Origin of the sequence: Arthrobacter sp. YD2 (genome assembly GCF_030410475.1) — a bacterium.
In the GTDB taxonomy this organism is placed as follows: Bacteria; Actinomycetota; Actinomycetes; order Actinomycetales; family Micrococcaceae; genus Arthrobacter_B; species Arthrobacter_B zhangbolii.
The window spans coordinates 234,118-259,311 of sequence record NZ_JAUHHB010000001.1 but is presented as its reverse complement, the minus strand read 5'-3'; the positions used below and the strand labels follow the sequence as shown (position 1 = coordinate 259,311).

Genomic DNA, 25,194 nt, shown 5'->3' with positions numbered 1-25,194 from the left:
CAGAACCGTACTGCACCGGCGGCCCGGGCGGCATCCAACGCTGCAGGACCGCGTTCTCCGGCGCACCCCGGCACGCCGCCGGATCCACGGATCATCCGCTTGGAAACCGGGGCGCCCGTTCCGCCCCGGCGGAGCCCGCGGGCGCCCGCGCGGGAACTTCTGGACAGTGCCCGCAGCGCGGGTCTAACGTTGGACCTCGTGCTCACATTCTTCAATGCGTTCAAGCGCATTTTGGTCGGGCGTCCGTACGGGAACGAGCGCCTCGCGCACACCCTTCTTCCCAAACGGATTGCGCTTCCTGTTTTTGCCTCGGACGCTCTTTCATCGGCTGCCTATGCACCCGATGAAATTCTGCTGACCCTGGCCCTCGCCGGCGTCACCGCCGTAACGGTCTCACCGTGGGTGGGACTGGCGGTAATGGTGGTCCTGCTCACCGTGGTGGCCTCCTACCGGCAGAACGTGCACGCGTACCCGTCCGGCGGCGGCGACTACGAAATTGCAAGCGCCAATCTTGGAAAGTCCGCCGGCCTGACCGTCGCTTCCGCGCTACTGGTGGACTATGTGCTCACCGTGGCCGTGTCCATGTCCTCGGCGGCGGCCTATCTGGTTACCGCGGTTCCCGCCCTGCACGGCAACCAGGCAACCATTGCGGTGATCGGCGTTGCCCTGCTGGTACTGATCAACCTCCGCGGCATCCGGGAGGCAGGGTCCGTGTTCGCGCTGCCGGCCTACATCTTCATGGCCTCAGTGCTGGGCATGTGCGTCACGGGTGCCGTCCAGTTCTTCTCCGGAAACCTCGAACAGGCGCCATCCGCGGCCCTTGACCTCGTGCCGGAGGCCGGACTCGACAGCGGCCTGGTGGGCCTGGCCGGTGCCTTCCTGCTGCTGCGTGCCTTCTCCTCCGGCGCGGCAGCGCTGACCGGGGTGGAGGCCATCAGCAACGGGGTCCCCACCTTCCGCAAACCCAAGAGCACCAATGCAGCCACAACACTGCTGCTGCTGGGCGTGATTGCCACGGCCATGCTGGCGGGAATCCTGGCCATGGCCAACCTCACCAAGGTTCATGTGGCACAGGACCCGGCCACACAGCTCACCCTCAACGGTGAACCGGTGGGCGAGGGGTATGTGCAGCACCCGGTGATCAGCCAGCTGGCGGAGACCATTTTCGGGGGCGGCAGCATCCCCTTCTACATTGTGGTGGCAGCCACCGGGCTGATCCTGGTGTTCGCCTCCAATACCGCTTTCAACGGTTTCCCGGTCCTCGGCTCCATCCTGGCCAGGGACGGCTATCTCCCCCGCCAGATGCGCACCCGCGGGGACCGCCTCGCGTTCAGCAACGGCATCATCTCCCTGGGACTGGGCGCCCTGGTGCTGATTGTCGCCTTCGACGCGGATGTGACCCGGCTGATCCAGCTCTACATTGTGGGAGTTTTCGTCTCCTTCACCGCCAGCCAGCTGGGCATGATCCGGCACTGGACGGGGAAACTGCGCACGGAACGGGACAAGGACGTTCGACGCCGGATGCAGCGTTCGCGGGCCATCAATGCCCTCGGTTTCGGGATGACGGCCCTGGTGCTGCTGATTGTCATCATCACCAAGTTCACCCACGGTGCGTGGATTGCCCTGCTCGCCATGGCGGTCCTCTACGCGATCATGTACAGCATCCGCGTCCACTATGACACCGTGGCCCGGGAACTCACGCTCCGGGAGGATGAGCACGGACTGGCCCTGCCGTCCCGGGTGAACGCCGTGATCCTGATTTCCCAGATCCACAAGCCGGCACTGCGGGCCATTGCCTATGCCCGCGCCTCGCGCCCGTCCAGCCTGAATGCCATCACCGTGGATATTGATCCGGAAGAGACCCGGCGGACCATGGCTGAATGGGACCGCCTGCAGATTCCCGTGCCGCTGACCGTGCTGTCCTCCCCCTACCGAGAGACCATCTCCCCCGTGCTGGCGTATCTGCGCGAGGCCCGCCGCAACGCGCCGCGGGAGCTGTTCGTGGTGTACATCCCTGAATATGTGGTGGGCCGCTGGTGGGAGCAGCTGTTGCACAACCAGACCGCCCTGCGGATCAAAGCGCGGCTGCACTTCGAACCCTCGATCATGGTCGCCAGTGTGCCGTGGCAGCTCGCCTCCAGCCATGACGCCCAAGGGGAGCCTGCCGGCGGTCCCGGCGCGGGCCCCGGCAACCGGGGTTAGCCGGGGCCGGCCGGAGCTAGCCGGGCGCCGCGGTCAGCCGGGCGCCGCGGTCAGCCGGGCGCCGCGGTCAGCCGGGGCTATTTGAGACCAGGGCTACTTTGGGGCCGTCCGTGGTTAGTCCAGGGCAGTGCCTGCGGGTCCGGCGGTATTCCGGCCCGCCAGCACGGAACGGTAGGCGTATTCCGTCAGCCTGCCGTCCTGTACCGCCTGCTCCACGGCAGCGAAGGAACGCGGGCCTTCTTCTGCGTAGGGGAAGTGGATGAGCTCGGCAATGAGCTCCCATTCTTCCGTGACCGAATCGATCAGGTCCGCCGGCGTCTCCTCCTGGGAGGGGCCGCCGTTCAGGACCGTCCAGGCGCCCTCGGGCACCCGGAAGGCCTCGAGCCGTTCCAGGTCCGCTTCAAGCTCGGCCAGGGTCGCGTACTCGGTCTGGGCATCCGGCGGCACGGAGCCATCCGGGGTGGCAAGCTGCGCCACGAAGGTTGTCTCGGAGGACGGGTAGACGGAGGTGGGGACCGGTTCCCCTTCCTCCAGGTAGGCCGGCAGCTGCGAGGGCATCCAGTACCAGGCATCGCCCTGGTCCGGGCCGCCGGGCTGGTCCCGTTCGCTGATCCAGCCGCGGGCGGTCAGCAGCGCCTCTGCCTCGTCGCTGAAGTACACGGTTTCCCCGCGAAGCATGGCATTGACTTCGTGCTCGGCCCGGCGGGCCTGCTTTTTCTTGCTGACGGCCTTCTTGCGGGGCTTGGATTTGGGCACGGCTGATCTCCTGGGGCTGTGGGGGAAGGCGGCTGGAACTGCGGAACCGGGGTTAGAACCCGCTTCCGCCTTCCACTGCCATATTCGAGAATCGGGAGTAATGGCCCTGGAAACCAACAACGATGGTTTTCGTGGGACCGTTACGGTGCTTGGCAACAATCACATCGGCCTCGCCGGCACGCGGGGATTCCTTGTCATAGATATCCTCGCGGTGCAGCAGGATGACCATGTCGGCGTCCTGCTCAATGGAGCCGGATTCACGGAGGTCCGAGACCATCGGCTTTTTGTCAGTGCGCTGCTCGGAGCCGCGGTTCAGCTGCGACAGCGCGATGACCGGGACTTCGAGTTCCTTGGCCAGGAGCTTCAGCGCACGGGAGAACTCGGAGACTTCCTGCTGGCGGGATTCCACGCGCTTGCCTGAGGACATCAGCTGCAGGTAGTCCAGCACCACGAGTTTGAGGTCATGGCGCTGCTTCAGGCGCCGGCACTTGGCGCGGATTTCCATCAGTGACATGTTGGGGCTGTCATCAATGAACAGGGGCGCGTCGTTCATGCGGCCCATGGTGGTGGCAATCTTGCCCCACTGCTCATCCTTGATGGTGCCCTTGCGCAGATCCTGCAGGCCAATGGTGGCCTCGGCAGACAACAGACGCATGGCAATCTCGTTTCGGCCCATTTCCAGCGAGAAGAACACCGTGGTCATGTTGTTCTTGATGGCCGCGGAACGGGCGAAGTCCAGCGCGAAGGTGGATTTACCAACGGCGGGGCGGGCCGCGATGACGATCATCTGGCCCGGGTGCAGGCCCTGGGTGAGCTCATCGAGTTCATAGAAGCCGGTGGGAACCCCGGTCATGCCCTCCCCGCGGTGCCCGGCGGACTCAATCTCGTCCACGGTGCCTTCGATGATGTCCTTCAGCGGGACATAGTCCTCAGCGGTGCGGCGTTCGGCCACTGCGTAGACTTCCGCCTGGGCGGCGTTGACGATGTCATCAACTTCCATGCCGTCATTGGAGTAGCCCAGCTGGACAATCTTGGTGCCCGCATCCACGAGCCTGCGCAGCACGGCACGTTCGCGCACAATCTCGGCGTAGAACCCGGCGTTGGCTGCGGTTGGAACCGACTGGATGAGCGTGTGCAGGTAGGCCGGTCCGCCAATGCGGCTGATTTCCCCGCGCTTGGTGAGCTCATCCGATACAGTGACGGCGTCCGCCGGCTCACCGCGGCCGTAAAGGTCAATGATGGCTTCGTAGATGGCCTCGTGGGCCGGACGGTAGAAGTCGATGCCCCGGAGCACCTCGACACAGTCGGCGATGGCATCCTTGGACAGCATCATGCCGCCAAGCACCGACTGTTCGGCAACCAGGTCCTGGGGCGGTGTCCTCGCGAAATCCGGACTTGATGATGATGCCTTGGAGTCCGTATGCGTGAGCGACACTGTGACCCTTTCCGTTCCTGCGTAAGACGTTAGATCCCTGCCCTGCCGGAGCATTGGATTATCTCTATCAGCCGGCTCTGACATCCGTTGGGAGCCTGCTGTACTGATTGATCCGGATTCGGCGGGCATGCGTCTGATGAAGGGATTCACCGCAACGTTATGCCCACCCGCACCGGCTCGACAAACGAGTTATCCACAGCTCCTGTGGATAGTTTGTGCATAACGCGGCGTGTCTTGTGCACAGGCTGGGCATAAGGGTGTGGATAAATAATTAGTTTTGACCCAAAGATGGCTCTGACTAGGACAAATGCTTGTCCACACCTGTGTAAACAGACTATTTTTCCGGCGCGCCCGGTGAGCGGCCGCGTGTTGACAGCTCGGAAAAACAGGCATAAGGGGCTGCACTATCCACATTTGGTGCGCTGGATATCCACAAGACGGAGGTATTCAGCTGTGGACAACGCACATCCGCTGCTGCCTGCCTCTAATCTGTGCTCTGTTGGGCCGGGTGAAAGCATCCGGCCGATGGCGCCGGCACGCCGTCCTGACAATAAAAAACACCCCCCGGTCCAAGGACCGGGGGGTGTTTTATCCGTCTGCGTCAGACGCTAGCCGGCAACGACCTGAAGGTCGATGACAGCTGCGACGTCGTCGTGCAGGCGCACGTTGGCCTGGAAGGAACCAACCGACTTGATGTGAGTCGGCAGTTCAACCTTGCGCTTGTCGATGGCGCCGAGACCGGCAGCTTCGACAGCAGCAGCAACGTCGGCGGGCTTGACGGTACCGAAGAGGCGTCCGGACTCGCCGGCCTTGACGGTCAGCTTGACCGGCTTGGCGGAGAGAGCTGCAGCCTGCTTCTGAGCATCTTCCAGGGAAGCGTGCTCACGGGCAGCGCGGGCAGCCTTGATGGATTCAACCTGCTTCTCGCCACCCTTGGTCCAGGTCAGAGCGAAGCCGCGGGGCAGGAGGTAGTTACGTGCGTAACCGTCCTTAACCTCGATGACGTCGCCGGCAGCGCCGAGACCGGTTACTTCGTGGGTCAGAATGAGCTTTGCCATGAGTTAGGTTCCTTTCCTTTAGCCGCGGCCAGCGCCGGAGTACGGCAGGAGAGCAACTTCGCGGGCATTCTTGATTGCCTGGGCGATCTTGCGCTGTTCCTGCACGGAAACGCCAGTTACGCGACGAGCGCGGATCTTTCCGCGGTCGGAAATGAACTTGCGCAGCAATGCTACGTCCTTGTAGTCGATGACAGTGATGTCAGCGGCCTTCAAGGGATTGGACTTTGGTTTGGGCTTGCGAAGTTCAGCCTTAGCCATCGTGGAGCTCCTTATGTCTGGTGGAGCCCGTGGATACATTTCCACGGGATGGGCTCGACGGCGGTTGCCGTCTGAGGGTGGCGCCCAAGGGCGCCGGGTGAAGGGCCGCTGCCACCCGGAAGGGGAAGCCGCTCTTCGGGTGAAGAGGTTTAGAAGGGCGGATCGTTCGAATCCGGACCGTTGCCCCATCCGCCGGAGTTGCCGCCCGCAGGGGCGCCCCAGGGATCGTCAGCGGGTGCGGACTGCGTCTGCTGCTGCTGGCCGCCGCCCCAACCGGAGTTGGAGTTGCCGCCGAAGCCGCCACCGCCGCCGCTGTTGCCGCCGAATCCGCCGCCACCGCCGGAGCGCTGGGTGCGGGTGACCTTGGCAGAGGCATAACGCAGCGAGGGGCCGATTTCGTCGACCTCAAGCTCCATTACGGTGCGCTTTTCGCCTTCTTTGGTTTCGTACGAACGCGACTTCAGGCGGCCCTGGCAAACTACGCGGGTTCCCTTGGTGAGGGACTCGGCGACGTTTTCAGCAGCTTCACGCCAGACAGACGCGCGGAGGAACAGCGTTTCGCCGTCCTTCCACTCGTTGGACTGACGGTCGAAGGTCCGCGGGGTCGAAGCAATGGTGAAGTTCGCCACTGCCGAACCGGACGGAGTGAACCGCAGTTCCGGGTCGTTGGTTAGGTTACCGACGACGGTGATTGTTGTCTCGCCTGCCATGAAAGCCTCCTGATATCTGTACGGGTTGTCCGAAAATTACTCTGCGGAAACCTTTGCAGCGTCCTTTGCGGCCTTCTTGGCATCCTTCTTCGAGATCTTCTGCTCTTCCGGGCGGATGATCTTGGTGCGCATGATGGTCTCGTTCAGGCTCAGCTGGCGATCAAGCTCGGCTGCTGCTGCAGGCGTACCGGTGAAGTTAACCACCGCGTAGATGCCTTCAGACTTCTTCTGGATTTCGTAGGCCAGGCGACGACGGCCCCAGATGTCTACCTTGTCGATGGTTCCACCATCGTTGCGGACGACATTGAGGAACTTATCGAGCGAAGGCTCGACGGTACGCTCTTCGACCTCGGGGTCGATGATTACCATCAGTTCATAAGCACGCATTTGTGAACCCACCTCCTTTGGGCTGTACGGTCACGGTATTTCCGTAACAGGAGGTTCTTTTGCGTTGTCTCCCCATCGCATGCGGCTGATCCGCAGCGAAGGGGAATCTGCCGGCCGAAGCCGACAGCACAGACTTTCCTATCCTATCCGATTTCCGCAGGCGGAAATGCCACGCCGGTGTCGGCCGGGCGGGGCACTGCCCTACGAAGCTCCGGCAGCGAAGAACAGTTCCGCGACAGTTGCCAGCCGCAGGGGGTCCTGAACGCCGGCCATTTCGCGTGCCGAGTGCATGGACAGGACGGGCATTCCGACGTCGATGGTCCGGATGCCGAGCCGGGTGGCGGTGAGCGGGCCGATGGTGGATCCGCAGGGCACCGAGTTATGTGAGACGAACTCCTGGTAGGGCACACCGGCCGCTGCGCAGAGGCGTGCCCACTTCGCGGTTCCCGGGGCGTCCGTGGTGTAGCGCTGGTTGGCATTGATCTTCAGCAGCGGGCCGCCGTTGAGTACCGGGTGGTTGGCGGGGTCGTGCCGCTCGGCGTAGTTGGGGTGGACGGCGTGCCCGACGTCGGCGGAGATGCAGAAGGACGCGGCCAGGGCGCGGGCCCGTTCCGCCGTGGTTGCGCCGAGTCCGTCGCCGATGCGCAGCAAAATGTCTTCCAGGAATGGTCCGGCGGCTCCGGACCGGCTGCCGCTGCCTACCTCTTCATGGTCGAAGGCTGCCAGCACGGCGACGGGTGCTCCGGGCGCAACGTCCGCGGCGATCAGGGCGGCTACGCCGGCGTGGACCGAGGAGAGGTTGTCCAGCCTGCCGGAAGCGAAGAACTCACCCTCGGCGCCGAAGACCTGCGCCTCCTGGGTATCTGCGACCACAATGTCGTAGCCGCCGATCTCTTCCGCGGCCAGGCCGGCTTTGGCAGCCAGGAATTCCATCAGGTCCGCGGTGGACGGGTCCCCCTGTCCCCAGACGGGGTTCATGTGCTGCTGCTTGTCCAGTTTCAGGCCGTCATTGACGGCCCGGTCCAGGTGGATGGCCAGCTGCGGGAAACGCAGCAGCGGACCGGTTTCCACCAGGTGTTCCGTGCCGTCGAGGGTCACTATGCGGCCGGCCAGCTGGAGCTCACGGTCCAGCCAGGAGTTCAGCAACGGACCGCCGTAGACTTCGACGCCGGCCTGCAGCCAGCCGTCGCGGCCGGTGGTGGGGCGGGGCTTGAGCTTGAAGGTGGGCGAATCAGTGTGCGTACCGAAGATGGAGAACCCGGTGGTGGGACCGGCGTCCTCGGGAGCCACCCACGCAATGAACGCACCGTCGCGGACCACGAAGTATTTGCCGGCTGTCCGCGGGAAATCCTCCGTTTCAGCGACTTCGGAGAAACCTGCCCCGGCAAGGCGGCGGGCGCTTTCCCGGACGGCATGGAAGCTGGAGGGCGAGGCGCTGACAAACGCGCCGAGATCTTTTACGTGGGCCAATGCGTCAGACATGCTCCGATTCAATCAGAGGAGTCCGGACAGGCGTAACCGGCGTCCGGCTGTAGACACAAAAATCCCCGGCAGCGGTGCTGCCGGGGATTGTGGAGGAGATGTCCGGTGAAGACGCCGGCGGCCGTTCTTCCGCCACCGCCCTCACCGAAGTTTTTGGCTAGACGTCGCGGCGCTTGGTGACGACCAGGGAGATGATGAGCAGCACCAGCGCCCAGGCTGCGAGCACCAGTCCGCCCTCGAGCTGGGTGAGTGCTCCGTCGGCGACGGTCCCGGCGGTTACCAGCTGGGTGCCGGCGTTGCTCGGCAGGAAGCGGGCTGCGTCGGGGATCCAGTCGGCGATGCCCTCGACAATGCTGACCACCAGGGGCAGCACGAAGATGATGCCAATGGCGGTCACCACTCCCCCTGCCGTGTTCCGCAGCAGCGTACCGATCGCCATGGAGAACACGGCAATCAGTGCCAGGCAGGTGCCGGTGTTCAGGATGCTGGCAAGGACACCCTGGTCATCCAGCGACAGGCTGAGGTCACCGCTGTTCAGGATCGGCTGGGCTACGAGATAGGAAATGAACGCGGCGCCGGCGCCGATGACGAAGGAGATGACGGCGATGACAAGGTTCTTGGCCAGCAGCGCAGGAATCCGCTTCGGGACGGCGCTGAAGGTGGAGCGGATCATGCCGGTGCCCCATTCCGAGGCAATCAGCACTACCGCCAGCGAAGCGATCAGCAGCTGGCCGAAGAACAGGCCGCTGGCCGGGATTTCCGGGATAAGATCCTGGTATATCTGCGGGTCGCCGAAGGTCATGGCCTCTTCGGGGGTGCTTGCTCCCTTGATCATGTCCAGCACAACCACCACCTGCCAGGCGGCGAGGGCTGCCAGCCCGACCATCACGACTACGGTGATGGCCAGCAGGATGACGGTGGAGGGCACCGTGTTGACCTTGATCCATTCGGACTTCAGGACGCGCATGAAGTTGACGCCGGTGCCGGCCGGAGCGGGGGCGCGGTGGTTTTTGGATGTTGTTGCGGTACTCACGCTGCTAGTTCCCCTTCCCGGAGGCGGTTCCCGCAGGAACAGGTTCCTGCACCAGGTCCTGGGACCGGTATTCGACGTCGTCTCGTGTCAGTTCCATGTAGGCGTCCTCCAGTGACACCTGCTGGGGTGTCAGTTCGTACACCAGGATCCGCCGTTCCAGCGCCGTTTCGGCGATACTGCGCGGATCCGCACCGGTGATTTCCAGCAGGCCGCCTTCCTTCTCGACGCCGGCAACGCCGGGCGCGTCCAGTGCCAGAAGGAGATCGCGCGGGTTGTCCGTGCGCACCAGCGTCCGGATCTTGTCCTGGCCGGCGATGATCTCAGTGATCGGGGCATCGGCAATGATCCTGCCGCGGCCGATGACGATCAGGTGATCGGCCGTCTGTGCCATTTCGCTCATGAGGTGCGAGGAGAGGAACACGGTGCGGCCCTCCGAGGCCAGGCCCCGGGCCAGGTGGCGGACCCAGAGGACACCCTCGGGGTCCAGGCCGTTGACGGGTTCATCCAGGATGACGGTATGCGGATCGCCCAGCAGTGCCACGGCGATGCCGAGGCGCTGGCCCATGCCGAGGGAGAAACCGCCCACCCGCTTTTTCGCTACGGGACCAAGACCGGTCAGCTCAATAACCTCGTTGACCCGCTTGGCCGAAATACCGTGGGTGGCCGCCATCGCACGGAGGTGGTTGTAGGCACTGCGCTTGGTATGCACGGCCTTGGCGTCCAGCAGGGCCCCCACCTCGCGCAGCGGTGCCTTATGCCGGGCATACGGCTGGCCGTTGACCAGCACCTTGCCGGAGGTGGGCCGGTCCAGGCCGACAATCATCCGCATGGTGGTCGACTTACCTGCGCCGTTCGGGCCCAGGAAGCCGGTAACTTTACCCGGCTGGACAGTAAAGGAAACATTGTCGACGGCGGATTTGGCGCCATAGCGTTTCGAGAGGCCGTGTGCCTCGATCATGGTGATCCTCACGTAGGAACGGAAAGCAGGTTCTGGGGGCTGTCTCCAGACTAGGCCAGCACGGCGGGTCCCGGACCGTTCCAAGGGATGATTCAGGCTAAATCAGTAGTCCCCCTTAGGGATGACTCGGGGTTTCCCCTGAGTCATCGGGGGCATTGGCGGCCGCCCGCCGCGGGGATCGGGCGGGTTCCGCGTCCCGGCCGGGGCGTTGTGACTCGTATTCCACTTCTCCCCGGGTCAGTTCCATGTAGGCGTCCTCCAGGGATTCCTGCTGCGGGGTGAGTTCGGTGACCAGGATCCTGCGGGCGAGGGCGGTCTCGGCAATGGCCCGCGGCGGCAGGCCCAGGACGTCCAGCAGGCCCGGCGCGGTCCGGCGGACCTCCACGTCCGCGGAACCGAGTGCGGCCGCCAGGGCGTCGGCGTCGTCGGTGCGGACCAGTGTGCGTATCCGGCCGCCGCCGATCACCTCCTGAATGGGTGCGTCCGCCAGGATCCGGCCCCGCCCGATCACAATCAGGTGGTCAGCGGTCACTGCCATTTCGCTCATCAGGTGCGAGGAGATGAACACGGTGCGGCCCTCGGCGGCCAGGCCGCGGACCAGGTGCCGGACCCACAGCACGCCTTCCGGGTCCAGGCCGTTGACCGGTTCGTCGAAGATCAGGGTCTGGGGATCCCCCAGCAGCGCCACTGCGATGCCCAGCCGCTGCCCCATGCCCATGGAGAAGCTTCCTACGCGCCTGCGTGCCACCGGCCCCAGGCCGGCGATGTCGATAACCTCGTTGATCCGCCGGTTCGATATGCCGTGGGTGGCCGCCATGGCCCGCAAATGGTTGTACGCCGTGCGTTTGGGGTGCACCGCCCGGGCTTCCAGCAGTGCGCCGACTTCATGCAGGGGTGCCTTGTGGCTGGCGTAGGGACGGCCGTTGACGGTCACCGCGCCGGCGGTGGGGTGGTCCAGCCCCACGATCATGCGCATGGTGGTGGACTTCCCGGCACCGTTGGGGCCGAGGAATCCGGTGACCTTCCCCGGCTGGACCGTGAACGTGACGCCGTCGACGGCGGTCTTCTCACCGAACCGCTTCGCGAGATCTGCTGCCTCAATCATGGTGTCCTTTCACAGCTACCGGGAGCTGACCGAGGCGAATTTGCGCACGGACAGGGGAACGAAAACAACCAGCAGCACCAGTGATCCAATCACCACGGTAGGGATGGCGTGCTGCATCGGCCAGGTGTCCGGGACGGGAGCGGTGCCCAGATTGCCAAACAGTTCACGGGCCGCCTGGACCAGCGCGGACACCGGGTTCCAATCAGCAAAGATCCGCAGGGGTGTCGGCAGGGTGGAACTCTGCACAAAGGCATTCGAAATGAACGTGATGGGAAACAGGATGATGAAGGACGCGTTGTTGATGGTCTCCGGCGACCGCACGCTCATGCCCAGCAGGGCCATCACCCAGCTGAAGGCGTAGGAGAAGAGCAGCAGCAGGCCTACGGCCGCCAGGAAGGACGCGAAGTTTGTGTTGACCCGCCAGCCCACGAGCAGCCCGGTGCCCATCATGATGAGCATGGAAATTCCGTTCAGCGCCAGGTCGGAGTTAGTCCGTCCGATCAGCACGGCTGAGGGGCTCATGGGCAGGGTCCGGAAGCGGTCAATGATGCCTTCCTTCAAGTCCTGGGCCATGGCCGCCCCGGAAAACGTGGAACCAAAAACCACGGTCTGGGCAAAAATCCCGGCCATCAGGTACTGGGTGTAGTCCGTGCCCGCCACACTGATGGATCCGCCGTAGACCTGGCTGAACAGCAGCACAAACATGATCGGCTGCAGCACGGCAAAGACGATCATGTCCGGGGAGCGCTTGATCTTGATCAGGTTGCGCTTGGTGACGGTCCAGCCGTCGTCGACCCAGTTAAGCGCCGACGACGGTCCGCGGCCCGTCGCCGCCGGAAGACCGGTGGCGGTGGCGCTCATCGGTGCACCCCTTCCCCGGCTTTCGCCGTTTTCCCGGTGCCGGCTCCTGCTTCGGCGGCCTCCGGGGCAGGTTCCTCCTCGGCCGGGCGGCCGGTGAGCTGGAGGAACACGTCGTCCAGGGTGGGCCGGCGGATACCGGCGTCGTGCAGGCCGATGTGCTGTTCCTGCAAATCGGCGAGGACCTGCTGCAGGGACGCCGGTCCGTTCTGGACGGCGACCTCCAGGGTCCTGCCGTCATCGGAAGTGTGCGGGGATCCAGCGCCGTGCAGGGTGAGGATGGCCCGCGCGGCACCGGCATCGTTGCCGTCAATCAGGGCCACGGCAACGCTGTGCCCGCCGATGCGCGATTTCAGCTGGTCCGAGGTGCCTTCGGCGATCACCACCCCGTGGTCGATCACCGCCACCGTGTCAGCGAGCTGGTCGGCTTCCTCCAGGTACTGGGTGGTGAGCAGCAGGGTGGTGCCGGCGGCAACCAGGTCCTTGATGACCTGCCACAGGGCCAGCCGGCTTCGCGGGTCCAGTCCGGTGGTGGGTTCATCGAGGAACAGCACCCGGGGACTGTTCACCAGCGCTCCGGCCAGGTCCAGGCGCCGGCGCATGCCGCCGGAGTAGCCCTTGACGGGACGGTTGCCCGCGTCCGTCAGCTCGAACATATCGATCAGTTCCGCTGCGCGGGTACGTGCCTGTTTCGGCGTCAGGTGGTAGAGCCGGCCAACCATCCGCAGGTTCTCCTGGCCGGTGAGGTTCTCATCAACGGCAGCGTACTGCCCGGAGACACCGATGATCCGGCGGACAGCCTTCGGATCTGCCAGCACGTCGATGCCGTCAATCCGGAGCGTGCCGGCGTCGGGTTTGATCAGGGTGGTGAGGACCTTCACCGCCGTGGTTTTACCGGCACCGTTGGGACCGAGCAGCGCCATCACGGTGCCTTCGGGAACCGCTATGTCCAGGCCGTCCAGGGCATGTACGGGACCGCTCTTGGACTGGTAGACCTTGGTGACGCCGTTCGCCTGGATCAGCGGAGCCCGGTCTGCGGAGGAAGGAGGCTGCAGAGAAGGGGACATGCGTCGAGGGTAGGACCGGAGGGTGCCCCGGCGCCGCCCCTTTGAGGACAATTCCGGTCCGCGGTGCTCAGGTTGTTTCGGAGACCGGCTTCCGTTCAGCAGCCGCCGGGGCAAAAACGATGGAGACGAGCATGGCCACCCCCACCACCAGCAGCGCGTTCCGCACTCCCCAGAGTTCCCCCAGGAAGCCCAGCACGGGCGGGCCGAGGAAGAACGCGGTGTAGCCGATGGTGGACACCACGGAGATGCGCGCCGGTGCGTGGGCGGGGTCCTCGCCTGCTGCGGACATGCCCATCGGGAAGCCCAGTGCCGCGCCAATCCCCCACAGCACGGCACCGGTTCCTGCCATCCAGAGGTTCGGTGCCAGCACAAAAAGCAGCAGGCCGGCCAGGGAAGCGCTCATGCAGATCCGCAGTGCCCGGACACGGCCCATGCGGTCAATCAGTTTGGCGCCGAACCAGCGGGTGAGGGTCATGGCGGCCACGAAGACGGCAAACATCACGGCACCGACGGACTCGGTGGTTCCCAGTCCGTCCACGGTGGCCTTGGCCACCCAGTCATTTGCCGCACCCTCGGTCAGGGCGGCGCCCAGCACTACGACGCCGATCAGCAGGGTCCGACCCTCGCGCCAGGCTCCAAACCGGGAGACCGGGCCCGGTGCAGCGCCGCCGGGTGCTCCCTCAGGCTGGTGCGGCAGCTGCAGGAAGTTTCGGGGGACAATCAGCACGATCACACAGACCACCGTCAGGATGGCCAGCAGGTGCAGGGACAGGGACACTCCGGCGAAGGAGAGCAGCGCGCCGATCATCGCCCCGGTAAACGAACCGGCACTGAAGGCACCGTGGAAACGCGGCATGATGTTGCGTCCGAGCCGGCGTTCAACGTCGGCGCCTTCGAGGTTCATGGCCACGTCCCACCCGGCGATGCCGACACCGAACACCAGCAGCCCGGCGCCGGTGAGCGGGATGGAGCCCAGGTAGAGTCCGGCGGCGATCGCCAGGGAGGCCGCCGACGTCGTAATGCCGCCGGCGCGCACGGTGCCTGCGGTGCCGATCCGCTGCGCCACGGAACCGGCCAGCGGCAGCGCCGCCACCGATCCGATGGCCGAGAACAGCAGCAGCAGGCCGACGCCGGCCGCGCCGATGCCCAGATCCTGTGCCGCGGCCGGAATCCGGGCCGCCCAGCTCGCGAAAACCAGCCCGTTCAGCCCGAAACAGACGAAGACCGCGATCAGTGCTTTATTCAGGGATGATTCGTTGACTTCACGCACGGCAGTATTCTCCACTATCGAATTCCCTACTATCGAACCCGGTCAACCCGTTTTTCGTCCCACACCGGCGTCTCGGATTCATAGACCCTGCCGTCGGAACCGAAGACCAGGAAACGGTCAAAGCTGCGGGCAAACCAGCGGTCGTGGGTGACGGCCAGGACGGTGCCTTCGAAGGCGTCAATCGCTTTTTCCAGCGCTTCGGCGGAGTGCAGGTCCAGGTTGTCGGTGGGCTCGTCCAGCAGCAGCAGGGTGGCGCCGGAGAGTTCCAGCAGGAGGATCTGCAGCCGGGCCTGCTGGCCGCCGGACAGGGATTCGTATTTTTGTTCCGAGGACGCGGCCAGGCCGTATCGGTCCAGTGCACCGGCAGCGGCTTCGCGGCCCAGCCCGGAACGGTGCTCGTCGCCGCGGTGCAGGATGTCCAGCAGGGTGCGCTCGGCCAGGTCGGGGCGCATCATGGTCTGGGCAAAGAACCCGGGCCGGATGCGGGCACCGAGTTTCACCGTGCCTTCGTGCGGAACCGGGGCGATCTCCACCTCGGACACGGGTTCGTGTTCCCGGTCCGGGTCGGTGCCGCCCAGGGCGAGCAGGCGCAGGAAGTGGGACTTGCCGGACCCGTTGGAGCCCAGCACCCCCACCCGGTCGCCGAACCAGATTTCGGTGCTGAACGGCTTCATCAGCCCGGTCAGCTCCAGCTTCTCCGCCACCACGGCGCGCTTGGCGGTCCGGCCGCCGCGCAGCCGCATCTTGACGTTCTGTTCAATCGGCAGGGCTTCGGGCGGCCCGGCTTCGAGGAATTTCGCCAGGCGGGTCTGTGCCGCCTGGTACCGGTTGGCCATATCGGAACGGAACGCGGCTTTGTTCTTGTACATGTTGACGAGTTCCTTGAGCTTGAGGTGCTCCTCGTCCCAGCGCCGCCGCAGCTCCTCGAACCGGGCATTGCGGTCCTCGCGGGCCGTCACGTAGCTGCCGAATCCGCCGCCGTGGATCCAGGCCGAGGCGCCGTTGATGCCCGGCTCCAGGGTCACGATCCGGGTGGCGGCGTTGTCCAGCAGTTCCCGGTCGTGGCTGACGAACAGCACTGATTTCCGGGACTCCGCGAGCTTGGCCTCGAGCCAGCGTTTGCCGGGTACGTCCAGGTAGTTGTCCGGTTCATCGAGCAGCAGCAGCTCGTCGGGGCCCGCGAAGAGGGCTTCCAGGACCAGGCGTTTCTGCTCGCCACCGGAAAGGGAGGCGGCCTTGCGGTACTGGGCGCGGTCGAAGGGCAGGCCCAGTGCGGCCATGGTTACCTCGTCCCAGACGGTCTCCTGCTCATAGCCGCCTGCGTCGCCCCAGTCGGTAATGGCGGTGGCGTAGCGCATCTGGGTGGGCTCGTCGTCGTGCTCCATCATGGCTGTTTCGGCGGCGTCGACCTCCCGTGCCGCCGCTGCCAGGGCCGGCGGGGCGGCGGAAACGAGCAGGTCCCTCACCGTGCTGTCGTCGCGGACCTGGCCGACGAACTGGCGCATGATGCCCATGTTGCCGGACCGGGAGACGGTCCCCTCATCCGGGGCGAGGTCGCCGGAGATAATCCGCAGCAGGGTGGTCTTGCCGGTGCCGTTGGGTCCGATGAGGGCGGTCTTTTGGCCGTCCCCCACCTTGAAGCTGACACCGTTGAGCAGCTGCCTGCCGTCGGAGAGGAAGTAGTCAATGTTGGATACGTCGAGATGCGCCACGTCTCCATACTCGCATCTCCGCCTGCCCGGCCCGGGCGCACCGGCCGCCGTTCAGGGCCATGCCTGCGGGGCATACGATAAAACCATGATTTTTATTACCGTCAAATTCCTTGTTAAGCCCGAATGGACCGAACGCTGGCCGGAGCTGACCGCCGATTTCACCGCCGCAACCCGGCAGGAGCCGGGCAACCTGTGGTTCGACTGGTCCCGCAGCCTGGATAACCCGAACGAATTCGTGCTGGTGGAAGCGTTCAAGGACGACGCCGCGGAAGCCCACGTGGGCAGCGCCCACTTCCAGCAGGCCATGAAGGACATGGTCCCGGCGCTGGTGGAAACGCCGAAGATCATCAACACGGTCATCGACGGCGAAGAGTGGTCCCGGATGGGTGAACTCACCGTCGAATAGGACTACTTTCGATCCGGTTCGTAGCCGGCACGGCGCAGCATTTTGCGCAGGTCAACCACGGTCTGCTCGCTGATGTCCTTGCCGTGCGGGACGGACAGGTAGTCGGTCTGTCCGGCCAGGGTCACCTCGTACTTGCCGTTGTGTTCCCGGGTAGTGTCCGCCACGGTCTCCAGCAGGGAGACCACGTCCTTCCACTCGATGTTGCCGCTTGAGGGATGCCGCAGGATCCTGTCCAGCGTGTCCCGGTGGTGATTGTTCAGATGCTCGGTCATGGGGAACCTCCTAGCTATTAGTTCCCCATGACCGGCACCTGAGCGCAAGGCATACGCCGTCCTACTCGAAAATAAGCTCCAGCTTGTCGCCGTCGATCTTCGCTTCGGCGAACTCGGTGAAGGTGTCGCTCTCCTCGAACGGTTCCCATTTGCCGTTTCCGCCGCGGTTGACCTCGCAGTTCAGCGTGATCTTGATGTCCGTGGCGAGGAAGCCGAAGGTCTCATCCAGGGCGGTGGTTCCGGCTACCGGATCGATGCTCGGGCCGGAGGCCAGGGACCACTTGATGTTGCGGTACCGCTCCGGGTATTGCATGTCGGGGACATTGTTCAGGCAGCCCGGGTTCACCAGCTTGGTCGATGCCAGGCAGCTGTCCAGCCAGGCCGTCATCTCCGTCTTCAGGGCCTCGTCGGCGGCGTCGCTGAGCTTAGGCCAGTAGCTGATGATCTGCTGCGGGGAATCCAGTTCCACCTCCACGGTTTCGTTCTCCCCGTAGTTGATGAACTTGCTTCCCGCGATGGGCTCAATCCTGTAGTCACCCGGAAGCACGGCAAGATCAACTGTCTGCAGTCCGCCGTCATCCTTGAACTCCGGCAGTGCCACGGTCACGCCGTTGACGGTCATTTCCTGGGGCCGGTAGGAATTCTCCGGAATATCCAGGGTCACTGACCAGTCCATCAGGTCATCCTCGATCTTCCACTTCGGGAAGAGGAGGTTCTGCCGGCCGTCCTTCACCACGCGGATGGTGTGCTCGGCGGTGGATCCGGCCCGCGTGACATCCGCGGTGACAACTCCGCCGTTGGCGCCGTCGAACCCGGTGATCCTGTATTCGGAGATGCGGTTCTCGGCCGCCTGGTACACCTCGTTGTTGATCAGGACCGTGTCCAGCCCGTCACCCGCAGGCAGCAGTTCAACCGCCTTTTCGGCATTGCCGTCCTTCAGCGCGCCGAGGTATTCCTCCACCACGCCTTCCGCACCGTACACGTTCTTCGCCAGATAGGAATATGTGGCAATTCCGGCGGCGAGCAGCAGCACCAGCACGCCGCCAAGGATGGCGAGCAGGGTGAGCTTCTTCTTTTTCTTCGGATCCATCGGCGGGCGCGGTGCGGTGCTTCCCGGCGGGTTCCAGTCTCCCCCGTTGGATCCGGGCGGCGGCGGGGCCGGCGACTGCGGCGGGCCCGGCGGCGGCGACTGCGGCGGGCCCGGCGGCGGCGACTGCGGGTAGGCGGCCGTTCCCGTGCCGTGTCCTGTCGGCGTTCCCTGGCCTCCCGGCTGCGCTCCCTGCCCTGCAGGCGCGGCTCCGCCGAAATTCTCGTTGCTCAATGTAGTTGTCCCCCCATTAGTGTTCCCCCGGTTTATCTCTCCGGCGCGTACACCGGAAAGACAAACCTACAATTATTTGGCGAGCTGCGTCACACCGCTCCCGCGGAGGGAGACAGATCCGGGACCGGCATGCCGAAAACGTCCTTCAACGCCAGGTGGGCCGCGTGCAGACCGCCCATGCCGTGGACCCCGGGGCCGGGCGGGGTGGAGGCGGAGCTGAGGTACACGCCGGGCAGGGCCGTGCGCCAGGGAGACGGGGAAAGCACCGGGCGCCTCAGCATCTGGGTCAGCGTCACGGCGCCGCCGCCGAAATCCCCACCCACATAGTTTTCGTTGTAGCGGGCCAGATCCGCCGCCGTCGTCACCGATGAATCCACCACGACGTCGCGGAAGCCGGGCGCGAAGCGTTCAATCTGTGCGGTCACGGCCTCGGTCATATCCACGGTGGACCCGGCGGGGACATGGCAGTAGGACCAGAGGATATGGCGTCCGGCAGGGGCGCGGGTGGGATCAAAACCGCTGGGCTGGGACGCGAGCACATAGGGCCGGCGCGGGTGCCGCCCGGCCGCAACATCGGTCTCGGCAGCCGCCAGCTCGGCACGGGTACCGCCCAGGTGCAGTGTTCCGGTCCCTGCGAGTTCCGGGTTGGACCAGGGCACCGGGGCGGAGAGGATGAAGTCGACTTTGCAGGCGGCGTTGCCGTACCGGAACTGCTCCAGCGCCCGGGCGTAGCGGGCCGGCAACCGGTCACCGCCCAGTTCCAGCAGCACCGAGGGAGAAACGTCCAGGATGACTGCCTGCGAGCCGGCCACTTCATCCAGGGAGGAGACCCTGTGGCCGGTGACAATACGCCCGCCGTGCGCCCGGATATCCTCGGCCAACGCGTCGGCAATGGCTTGCGAGCCTCCCACGGGAATGGGCCAGCCGACCGAGTGGGCCAGCGTGCCCAGCATCAGTCCGCCGCCGGCCGAGGGCAGCGAGGGCATCCGCCCCACCGGATGCGCCGCAACACCGGAGAGCAGTGCCGGAGCGGCGTCCTCCACGAACCGGCGGTTCCACAGCGGCGTGCCCTGGTCCAGGACGGCCAGGCCAAACCGGGCCATTGCGATGGGGTCCCGCGGGATGTTCAGCAGCGATCCCATCAGCAGTTCCGTGACTGCCTCGCTGCGTTCCACCAGGGGTTCCAGCAGCCGGCGGTAGGCTTCCCCGTCCCGTCCCAGTCCGTCTACCGTCCGGTCCAGGTCCTTGTAGGCCAGTGCTGCGCGGCCGCCGTCCAGCGGTGAGGCGTAGGAAACCTCCGGCACCACCAGATCGATCCGCTGCCCGAGCCCGAAGCTGCGGAAAAACGGGGAGGCGAGCGCCATCGGGTGCACCGCCGAGCAGATGTCATGCAGGTGGCCCGGTTCCATCAGCTCTTTGGTCCGGCTGCCGCCGCCCACCGTTTCGCCGGCCTCGAAAACCTCGACCGACAGCCCGGCACGTGCCAGAACCACCGCTGCGGCCAGTCCGTTGGGACCGGCTCCGACCACGCTGACGTCGCTCATTGAGGTGCCTGTCCGCCCTTCCGTCCGGTAATCGCGGCTGCACGCGCCTTGACCGACGCCGGCAGCGCACGCAGTTTCTGCGGTGCTTCCCGGCGGAGCCTGAGCGCCGCTGCTACCAGAGCGTACCGGCGCGGGTGCAGCGGAATGTCATAAGTGGTGGGAATGGTGACCACGGTCTTGGAGAAATTCCGTTTGAACGTGGTGACGTTGATCAGCCCGGGATAGTTCTCGCTGACAATGCCGGTGAGCCCGCAGGCCGTGTTGCCGGCCTCCTTGAGCACTTTGAAGGCTTCCCACAGCAGCAGATACGGGGCGTTGGTCTTACGGGCACTGTGCGAGCTGGCGGCGAAATAGTAGACCGAATAGCCGCGGTACTCGGTAGTGATCAGCCAGGACACGGGCCGGTTGTCCACGTAGGCCACCATCAGCCGCAGGTACTGGCCGAGCTCGGTCAGCAGTGTCTCGTAGAAGGTCGACTCGAAGCTGGAGAATCCGTCGCGGGCGGCGGTTTCCTGCATGATCGGGAACAGCTCCGTGCGGAAGACCTCCACCCAGCGCTCCGGCTCGATGGTCCGCACTTCGACGCCGAGCTTCTCCGCCTTGCGGATCAGGTTGCGGGCGTTGGAACGGAAGGAGGCGAAGATGGCGTCCGTGTCCGGGGTCAGGTCCACCACGATTTCCCGTTCATACCAGCCGTGTTCCAGCGGTTCCGTGACCGGCGGCTGGGGGTGGGCCACCTGCATCCGGATGTAGAGCGGATCCACCGCCGGGTCGGCACGGAACTGTTCCTGCACCGTGGCCACCAGGCGGGCTTCGGCGTTGTGCGTGCGGGTGGTGAACCAGGTCGGTCCGTTGACCACCACCAGGGAGGGACGCAGCCGGCGGTCCGAGCGCAGGTAGCTGGCAACGGCCACCAGGGTGCCGCCGTCGTAATACGCCCAGATGCCGTAGGGAGTGCGGCCGAGTTTCCGCTCAAAATCCGCCCAGTAGGGGGTCTGCTCCAGCGGGATCACCACATCGGGATGCGCGGCGGCAAGGGCCTCGAATTCCTCGTGGGAAAGCTGCTCGGAACGGTATGGAACGGGGGTCACTGTGCTTCTTTCGACGGGGCCGCGTGCGCTTCCAAGGGTACCTGAACGGTCTTGGCGCGCCTGAGGACCCAGCGATCGGGGGCGCCGTTGAACGGGCCTCCCTGCGGATCGTCCACACCGTTGCGCCGCACCGGATCTCCGGCGGGATTGAGGATGTCCGACACCACTGCACCCATGAGATAAACCGTGGCCAGCATGTGGCCCAGGACGGCCAGCACGTAGTAGGGGGAATCGATGTTGTTCTGCGCCGCACCGCCGGAGGTTTCCCGGGCCAGGTACATCCAGATGGCCCACCAGTGCATCACTTCGAAGAACTGCCAGATGAGGAAGTCCCGCCAGCGTGGCCGCGCCAGCGCCACCAGGGGCAGGAGCCACAGGACAAACTGCGGCGAATAGACCTTGTTGGTGAGGATGAACGCGGCCACGATCAAAAAGGCCAGCTGCGCCAGGCGCGGTCGCCGTTGAGCGCTCAGTGCCAGCACGGCTATGCCGGCGCAGGCCAGCGCGAACAGCAGGTAGGCCCACACATTGATGAAGGCGGCGTCCACCGTGGCTCCGCCGTAGCGTTCCACGGTCAGGTTCCAGCCAAACCAAATGGAGGAATAGCCGGCCGGCCGGTCGGAAGTGAAGCTGAGGAAGTACCGCCAGGACTCGTAGTCCCGCAGCAGGAAGGGCAGGTTAACGGCCAGCCAGGCAGCACCGGCGGCGGCGAAGGTGAGGACGGCCGGCCGCAGGCGCAGGGTCCGCAGCGCCAGGACCAGCACTGCGCCGAGGATCAGCACGGGGTAAAGCTTCAAGGCGGTCCCCAGCCCAATCAGGATTCCTGCTGCCACCGGTTTGTTCCGGGCGAACGCCAGCATGCCCGCGGTGGCCAGCAGTACTGCCCAGATGTCCCAGTTGATAAAGACCGCAAGGACGGCTGTTGGCGCCAGGGCCACCATGGCGGCGTCCCAGGGCCGGCGGCCGGACATCCGCATGGTCAGCACAACTGTGGCAATCCAGGCACCGGTGGCCAGCAGCGCATTAACGTCGAAATACTGAAGCGAGCGCAGCGCGGTGGCACCGTCCTCCTGCCCCGGAATCAGCAGTGCGGTGGCCCCCGCGAGCAGCCCCAGCAGAACCGGGTATTCAAAGAAGGCACCCTCCGTGAGGAAGGGGAAGACCCCCTCCCCCAGACCGCGGGTGCGGAACAGTTCGGGCCAGTCGGAATAGCAGGCCTGGTAGAAGTGGTCGGGGGTGCTCCAGCCCCCGGCGCGGCAGGGCATTTTGACCAGTACGGCGAGCAGGGCGGAGATGGTGGTGAACAGAATCAGCACGCGCTCCACCGTAAAAAACCCCGGGGTGACGATGCCCGGCGCCGTGAAGCGTCCCAGCGGCCCGCCGATGACCTCGCTGAATTTGCGCAGGAACGGGTCATTTCGGCTGGGCGCCACTATCCGCATGGGGCGGCGCCGGGGGCTCGGATCCATGTCTCCCAGTATCCAGCAACCCCCGGCCTCCGGTCAGCACCGGCATCTGCGCCGCCGCGGCGGTCGGGGCGGCGGCTTTTCCGGAAACTACTGCGGTGCCAAGCTGCCGCCCTGGCCAAGGGTGTATGTGCCACCGTCAAGGTAGGCATTCTCCGCGGCAGAGGGATCGTAGGTCAGTGTGTGGCCGTTGCCGGTGATATTGCTGATTTCCCTGCCGGCAATCAGCGCTCCTTCCACTGTGGTGGCGGTGGAGTCCGCCTGCAGGAGCACCCGGGAGGTGGTATCCAGGCTGACCCCCACGTTGCTCAGGGCGCCGGAGACGGTGCTGTTGGAGGTAAGGGAAACCACCAGGCTGCTGTCCGGGTCCGCCGTGAGGTTGCCGTCCAGTTCCGTTTCGGCCACGTTCACCGTCCCGGCACCCCCGCTGGTCGCCGCAATCAGCGCCTCCGAACCGGCGCTGAGCTTCGCGCCGTCACTGATGGCTACCGTTCCGGGAACGCCTTCAATCAGGACGGCGTTGCCATTCTGCCCGGTCAGGCTTCCGCCCGAGACGGTCAGGGAACCGCCGCCGGACCCGCCGGGGGTGCTGCTGTACAGGTAGGCCCCGTGGGTGGCGCCGGTGAGTTCGCTGCCGGTGCTGATCAGCGTGTTCGCGCCTTCCACCACGGCGCCCTCGGCGGCACGGGACGTCCCGATCACGCCGCAGAGGGAGATGTCTCCGGTGGAATACACCGCTGCGGACAGGTCCCCGGCCGCCGTGGCCGTGGCCCGGTTGATGGTGATCTCCCCGCCGCCGCGGTCGGTGGCAATGGTGCTGGAGTGGTCCCTGGCGGTGGTCAGGGTCAGGTCCGATCCGGTTACGGCACCGCCCGCCGTTGCCTCGACGGCGTGGGCAAAGGAACCGTCGGTGTTCACGGTGGTGTTTGCCAGTTCAATCAGGGATCCGGTTCCGGTGCTGAAGACGGCGTTGGCCCCCGTTCCGGAGGTGTTCACCGTTGCATTGTTCAGGGAAAGCCGGCTGCCGTTGGAGACCAGGACTGCCGCATTGAGGCCGTCAAAGCTGGAGGAATCCACGTTCGAGGATGCCCCGCTTTTGGTGACAGTGGCGTTGGCGACGGCGGAGGTTCCGCCGTCGGCACGCGTCAGGGCGGAGGAATCAGGATCGGAGGCGGTGAAGGTTCCACCCGCGGGATTATCGGTGGGAACGGTTGCGGAGAGCGGCGGGCATTGGGCTGCCGACCCGGCGCCGGCAGAGGATTCGGACGCAGCGGGGCTGGTGGCTGACGGGCCGCCGCTGCCCTGGTTCTCCGGGGACGGCGAGCTGCAGCCCGCGGTTGCCAGCAGCCCGGCCAGGGCCGTGGCGACAAGGCTGCGGATGGGCAGTCGGGGCCTGTGTGCCCGGGTGCCGCGTACCTGAATACCGCGGGGAAACACTGCCTTCCGGAAAGCGGACATCTTCGACTCCCTTGGTCGGGGGCGTGCCCGTGGCAGGGGCGGGGTGTCGTTCGCGTTTCCAGTGTAGGCTTGCGGCCGCCCCTGTACTCCCCCTGGGGCCCATATGCGATTGAGTTCGGCATCGGGCCAAAGATGTGAGTGCCAGCACGTAGACTATGGGGGTTGTCTGCGCCGGGCGCGCAGCGTTCAACATTTCTTCAAAGGAGAACCGTGTCCGAGAACCCCATCCGGGTGGCAATTGTCGGTGTTGGAAACTGCGCAGCTTCGCTGGTGCAGGGTGTCCAGTACTACCGAAACGCCGACCCCAACGAGATTGTCCCTGGCCTGATGCACGTGAAGTTCGGCGACTACCACGTCAATGACGTGCAGTTCGTGGCGGCTTTCGACGTCGACAGCAAGAAGGTCGGCCTGGATCTGGCCGATGCCATTGGCGCCAGCGAGAACAACACCATCAAGATTGCCGACGTTCCGGAAACCGGCATCACGGTGCAGCGCGGACACACCCTTGACGGGCTGGGGAAGTACTACCGGGAGACCATTGTCGAGTCCGACGCCGCTCCGGTGGACATTGTCGCCGCGCTGAAGGACAACGCCGTTGACGTAATGGTCTGCTACCTTCCGGTCGGATCGGAACAGGCTGCCAAGTTCTACGCCCAGTGCGCCATTGACGCCGGCGTGGCCTTCGTCAACGCCTTGCCCGTCTTCATTGCCGGTACCAAGGAATGGGCGGACAAGTTCACCGCTGCAGGTGTTCCCATTGTCGGTGACGACATCAAGAGCCAGATCGGCGCCACCATCACGCACCGCGTGATGGCCAAGCTGTTCGAGGACCGCGGCGTCGTGCTGGACCGCACCTACCAGCTCAACGTCGGCGGCAACATGGACTTCAAGAACATGCTGGAACGCGAGCGGCTGGAATCGAAGAAGATCTCCAAGACCCAGGCGGTCACCTCCAATACCTCCGCGGACCTCAAGGCGGATGACGTGCACATCGGCCCGTCGGACTACGTCGCCTGGCTGGATGACCGCAAGTGGGCCTTCGTGCGCCTCGAAGGCCGCAACTTCGGCGACGCCCCGGTCTCGCTGGAATACAAACTCGAAGTCTGGGATTCCCCCAACTCCGCCGGTGTCATCATTGATGCCGTCCGTGCCGCGAAGATCGCCCTGGACCGCGGTGTGGGCGGACCGATCCTCTCGGCGTCGAGCTACTTCATGAAGTCCCCGCCCGAGCAGTACAACGACGATATTGCCAAGGAAAAGGTGGAGCAGTTCATCCGCGGCGAGGTCGAACGCTAAATACGCTTTCGCAGAACGCCCCCGGGTGCCGGTCTTGCCGGTCCGGGGG

Annotated in this window: 23 protein-coding genes; 3 read left to right on the top strand and 20 right to left on the bottom strand. The window is 65.2% G+C overall.

The genetic code is table 11. From position 1 onward, the window contains the following. Positions 1-198 precede the first annotated feature (198 nt). Entirely contained in the window at positions 199-2,202 is a 2,004-nt protein-coding gene (locus tag QWJ37_RS01315) for an APC family permease (RefSeq protein WP_227903079.1), read from the top strand. 114 nt (positions 2,203-2,316) lie between these two features. Here QWJ37_RS01315 and QWJ37_RS01310 read toward each other — a convergent pair whose 3' ends face one another. From QWJ37_RS01310 to QWJ37_RS01245, 14 genes are all read right to left on the bottom strand, one after another. Beyond that, on the bottom strand, positions 2,317-2,958 hold the full coding sequence (locus QWJ37_RS01310; protein ID WP_290243489.1) for a hypothetical protein: 642 nt from the start codon (positions 2,956-2,958) through the stop codon (positions 2,317-2,319). Positions 2,959-3,010: 52 nt separating this feature from the next. Then, entirely contained in the window at positions 3,011-4,393 is a 1,383-nt protein-coding gene (gene dnaB, locus QWJ37_RS01305; protein WP_227903081.1) for a replicative DNA helicase, read from the bottom strand. A gap of 608 nt (positions 4,394-5,001) precedes the next feature. Then, entirely contained in the window at positions 5,002-5,451 is a 450-nt protein-coding gene (rplI, locus tag QWJ37_RS01300) for a 50S ribosomal protein L9 (protein WP_227903082.1), read from the bottom strand. Positions 5,452-5,469: 18 nt separating this feature from the next. Continuing rightward, positions 5,470-5,709, bottom strand: a complete 240-nt coding sequence (rpsR, locus tag QWJ37_RS01295) for a 30S ribosomal protein S18 (RefSeq protein WP_007269381.1) — start codon at positions 5,707-5,709, stop codon at positions 5,470-5,472. Between the two features lie 149 nt (positions 5,710-5,858). Continuing rightward, a complete protein-coding gene (locus QWJ37_RS01290; protein ID WP_227903083.1) occupies positions 5,859-6,419 on the bottom strand; it encodes a single-stranded DNA-binding protein in 561 nt (186 codons plus the stop codon). A 36-nt stretch (positions 6,420-6,455) separates the two neighbouring features. Further along, complete coding sequence (gene rpsF / locus QWJ37_RS01285; RefSeq protein ID WP_227903084.1) at positions 6,456-6,806, bottom strand: 30S ribosomal protein S6; 351 nt, start codon at positions 6,804-6,806, stop codon at positions 6,456-6,458. A gap of 201 nt (positions 6,807-7,007) precedes the next feature. Continuing rightward, positions 7,008-8,288: a M18 family aminopeptidase gene (locus QWJ37_RS01280; protein WP_290243484.1), complete on the bottom strand. Its 1,281-nt coding sequence runs from the start codon at positions 8,286-8,288 to the stop codon at positions 7,008-7,010. Between the two features lie 157 nt (positions 8,289-8,445). After that, positions 8,446-9,321 (bottom strand): ABC transporter permease subunit, encoded by an 876-nt coding sequence (locus QWJ37_RS01275; RefSeq protein WP_290243483.1) that lies wholly within the window; start codon positions 9,319-9,321, stop codon positions 8,446-8,448. Between the two features lie 4 nt (positions 9,322-9,325). Continuing rightward, positions 9,326-10,279 carry an ATP-binding cassette domain-containing protein gene (locus QWJ37_RS01270; protein ID WP_227903087.1) on the bottom strand — a complete coding sequence of 318 codons (954 nt, stop codon included), beginning with the start codon at positions 10,277-10,279 and terminating at the stop codon, positions 9,326-9,328. Between the two features lie 115 nt (positions 10,280-10,394). Continuing rightward, the gene (locus QWJ37_RS01265; RefSeq protein ID WP_227903088.1) at positions 10,395-11,384 is read right to left on the bottom strand and encodes an ATP-binding cassette domain-containing protein; all 990 of its coding nucleotides are present in this window, start codon (positions 11,382-11,384) and stop codon (positions 10,395-10,397) included. 15 nt (positions 11,385-11,399) lie between these two features. Then, positions 11,400-12,245, bottom strand: a complete 846-nt coding sequence (locus tag QWJ37_RS01260; protein WP_227903089.1) for an ABC transporter permease — start codon at positions 12,243-12,245, stop codon at positions 11,400-11,402. Then, positions 12,242-13,309, bottom strand: a complete 1,068-nt coding sequence (locus QWJ37_RS01255) for an ATP-binding cassette domain-containing protein (protein WP_290243479.1) — start codon at positions 13,307-13,309, stop codon at positions 12,242-12,244. Before QWJ37_RS01255 ends, QWJ37_RS01260 begins: the two co-directional genes overlap by 4 nt. Positions 13,310-13,376: 67 nt before the next feature. After that, positions 13,377-14,579, bottom strand: coding sequence for an MFS transporter (locus tag QWJ37_RS01250; protein WP_290243477.1), 1,203 nt, complete (start codon positions 14,577-14,579; stop codon positions 13,377-13,379). 29 nt (positions 14,580-14,608) lie between these two features. Then, positions 14,609-16,291, bottom strand: a complete 1,683-nt coding sequence (locus QWJ37_RS01245) for an ATP-binding cassette domain-containing protein (protein WP_227903092.1) — start codon at positions 16,289-16,291, stop codon at positions 14,609-14,611. Positions 16,292-16,376: 85 nt separating this feature from the next. Between QWJ37_RS01245 and QWJ37_RS01240 the strand changes: the two genes are divergently transcribed. Beyond that, complete coding sequence (locus tag QWJ37_RS01240) at positions 16,377-16,697, top strand: putative quinol monooxygenase (RefSeq protein ID WP_290243474.1); 321 nt, start codon at positions 16,377-16,379, stop codon at positions 16,695-16,697. Between the two features lie 2 nt (positions 16,698-16,699). On the opposite strand, the gene QWJ37_RS01235 is transcribed toward QWJ37_RS01240, so the two are convergent. From QWJ37_RS01235 to QWJ37_RS01210, 6 genes are all read right to left on the bottom strand, one after another. After that, positions 16,700-16,969 (bottom strand): hypothetical protein, encoded by a 270-nt coding sequence (locus QWJ37_RS01235; protein WP_227903094.1) that lies wholly within the window; start codon positions 16,967-16,969, stop codon positions 16,700-16,702. Positions 16,970-17,030: 61 nt separating this feature from the next. Then, positions 17,031-18,290 carry a hypothetical protein gene (locus QWJ37_RS01230; protein ID WP_290243472.1) on the bottom strand — a complete coding sequence of 420 codons (1,260 nt, stop codon included), beginning with the start codon at positions 18,288-18,290 and terminating at the stop codon, positions 17,031-17,033. 89 nt (positions 18,291-18,379) lie between these two features. Next, complete coding sequence (locus tag QWJ37_RS01225; RefSeq protein ID WP_290243471.1) at positions 18,380-19,834, bottom strand: NAD(P)/FAD-dependent oxidoreductase; 1,455 nt, start codon at positions 19,832-19,834, stop codon at positions 18,380-18,382. Further along, entirely contained in the window at positions 19,831-20,925 is a 1,095-nt protein-coding gene (locus QWJ37_RS01220; RefSeq protein ID WP_290243469.1) for a peptidoglycan bridge formation glycyltransferase FemA/FemB family protein, read from the bottom strand. Before QWJ37_RS01220 ends, QWJ37_RS01225 begins: the two co-directional genes overlap by 4 nt. Further along, entirely contained in the window at positions 20,922-22,394 is a 1,473-nt protein-coding gene (locus tag QWJ37_RS01215) for a glycosyltransferase 87 family protein (protein ID WP_290243467.1), read from the bottom strand. Before QWJ37_RS01215 ends, QWJ37_RS01220 begins: the two co-directional genes overlap by 4 nt. Before the next feature lie 87 nt (positions 22,395-22,481). Further along, positions 22,482-23,849 carry a hypothetical protein gene (locus QWJ37_RS01210; RefSeq protein ID WP_290243465.1) on the bottom strand — a complete coding sequence of 456 codons (1,368 nt, stop codon included), beginning with the start codon at positions 23,847-23,849 and terminating at the stop codon, positions 22,482-22,484. 210 nt (positions 23,850-24,059) lie between these two features. On the opposite strand from QWJ37_RS01210, the gene QWJ37_RS01205 reads away from it, so the two are divergent. Beyond that, positions 24,060-25,145 (top strand): inositol-3-phosphate synthase, encoded by a 1,086-nt coding sequence (locus tag QWJ37_RS01205; RefSeq protein WP_227903100.1) that lies wholly within the window; start codon positions 24,060-24,062, stop codon positions 25,143-25,145. Positions 25,146-25,194: the final 49 nt, after the last annotated feature.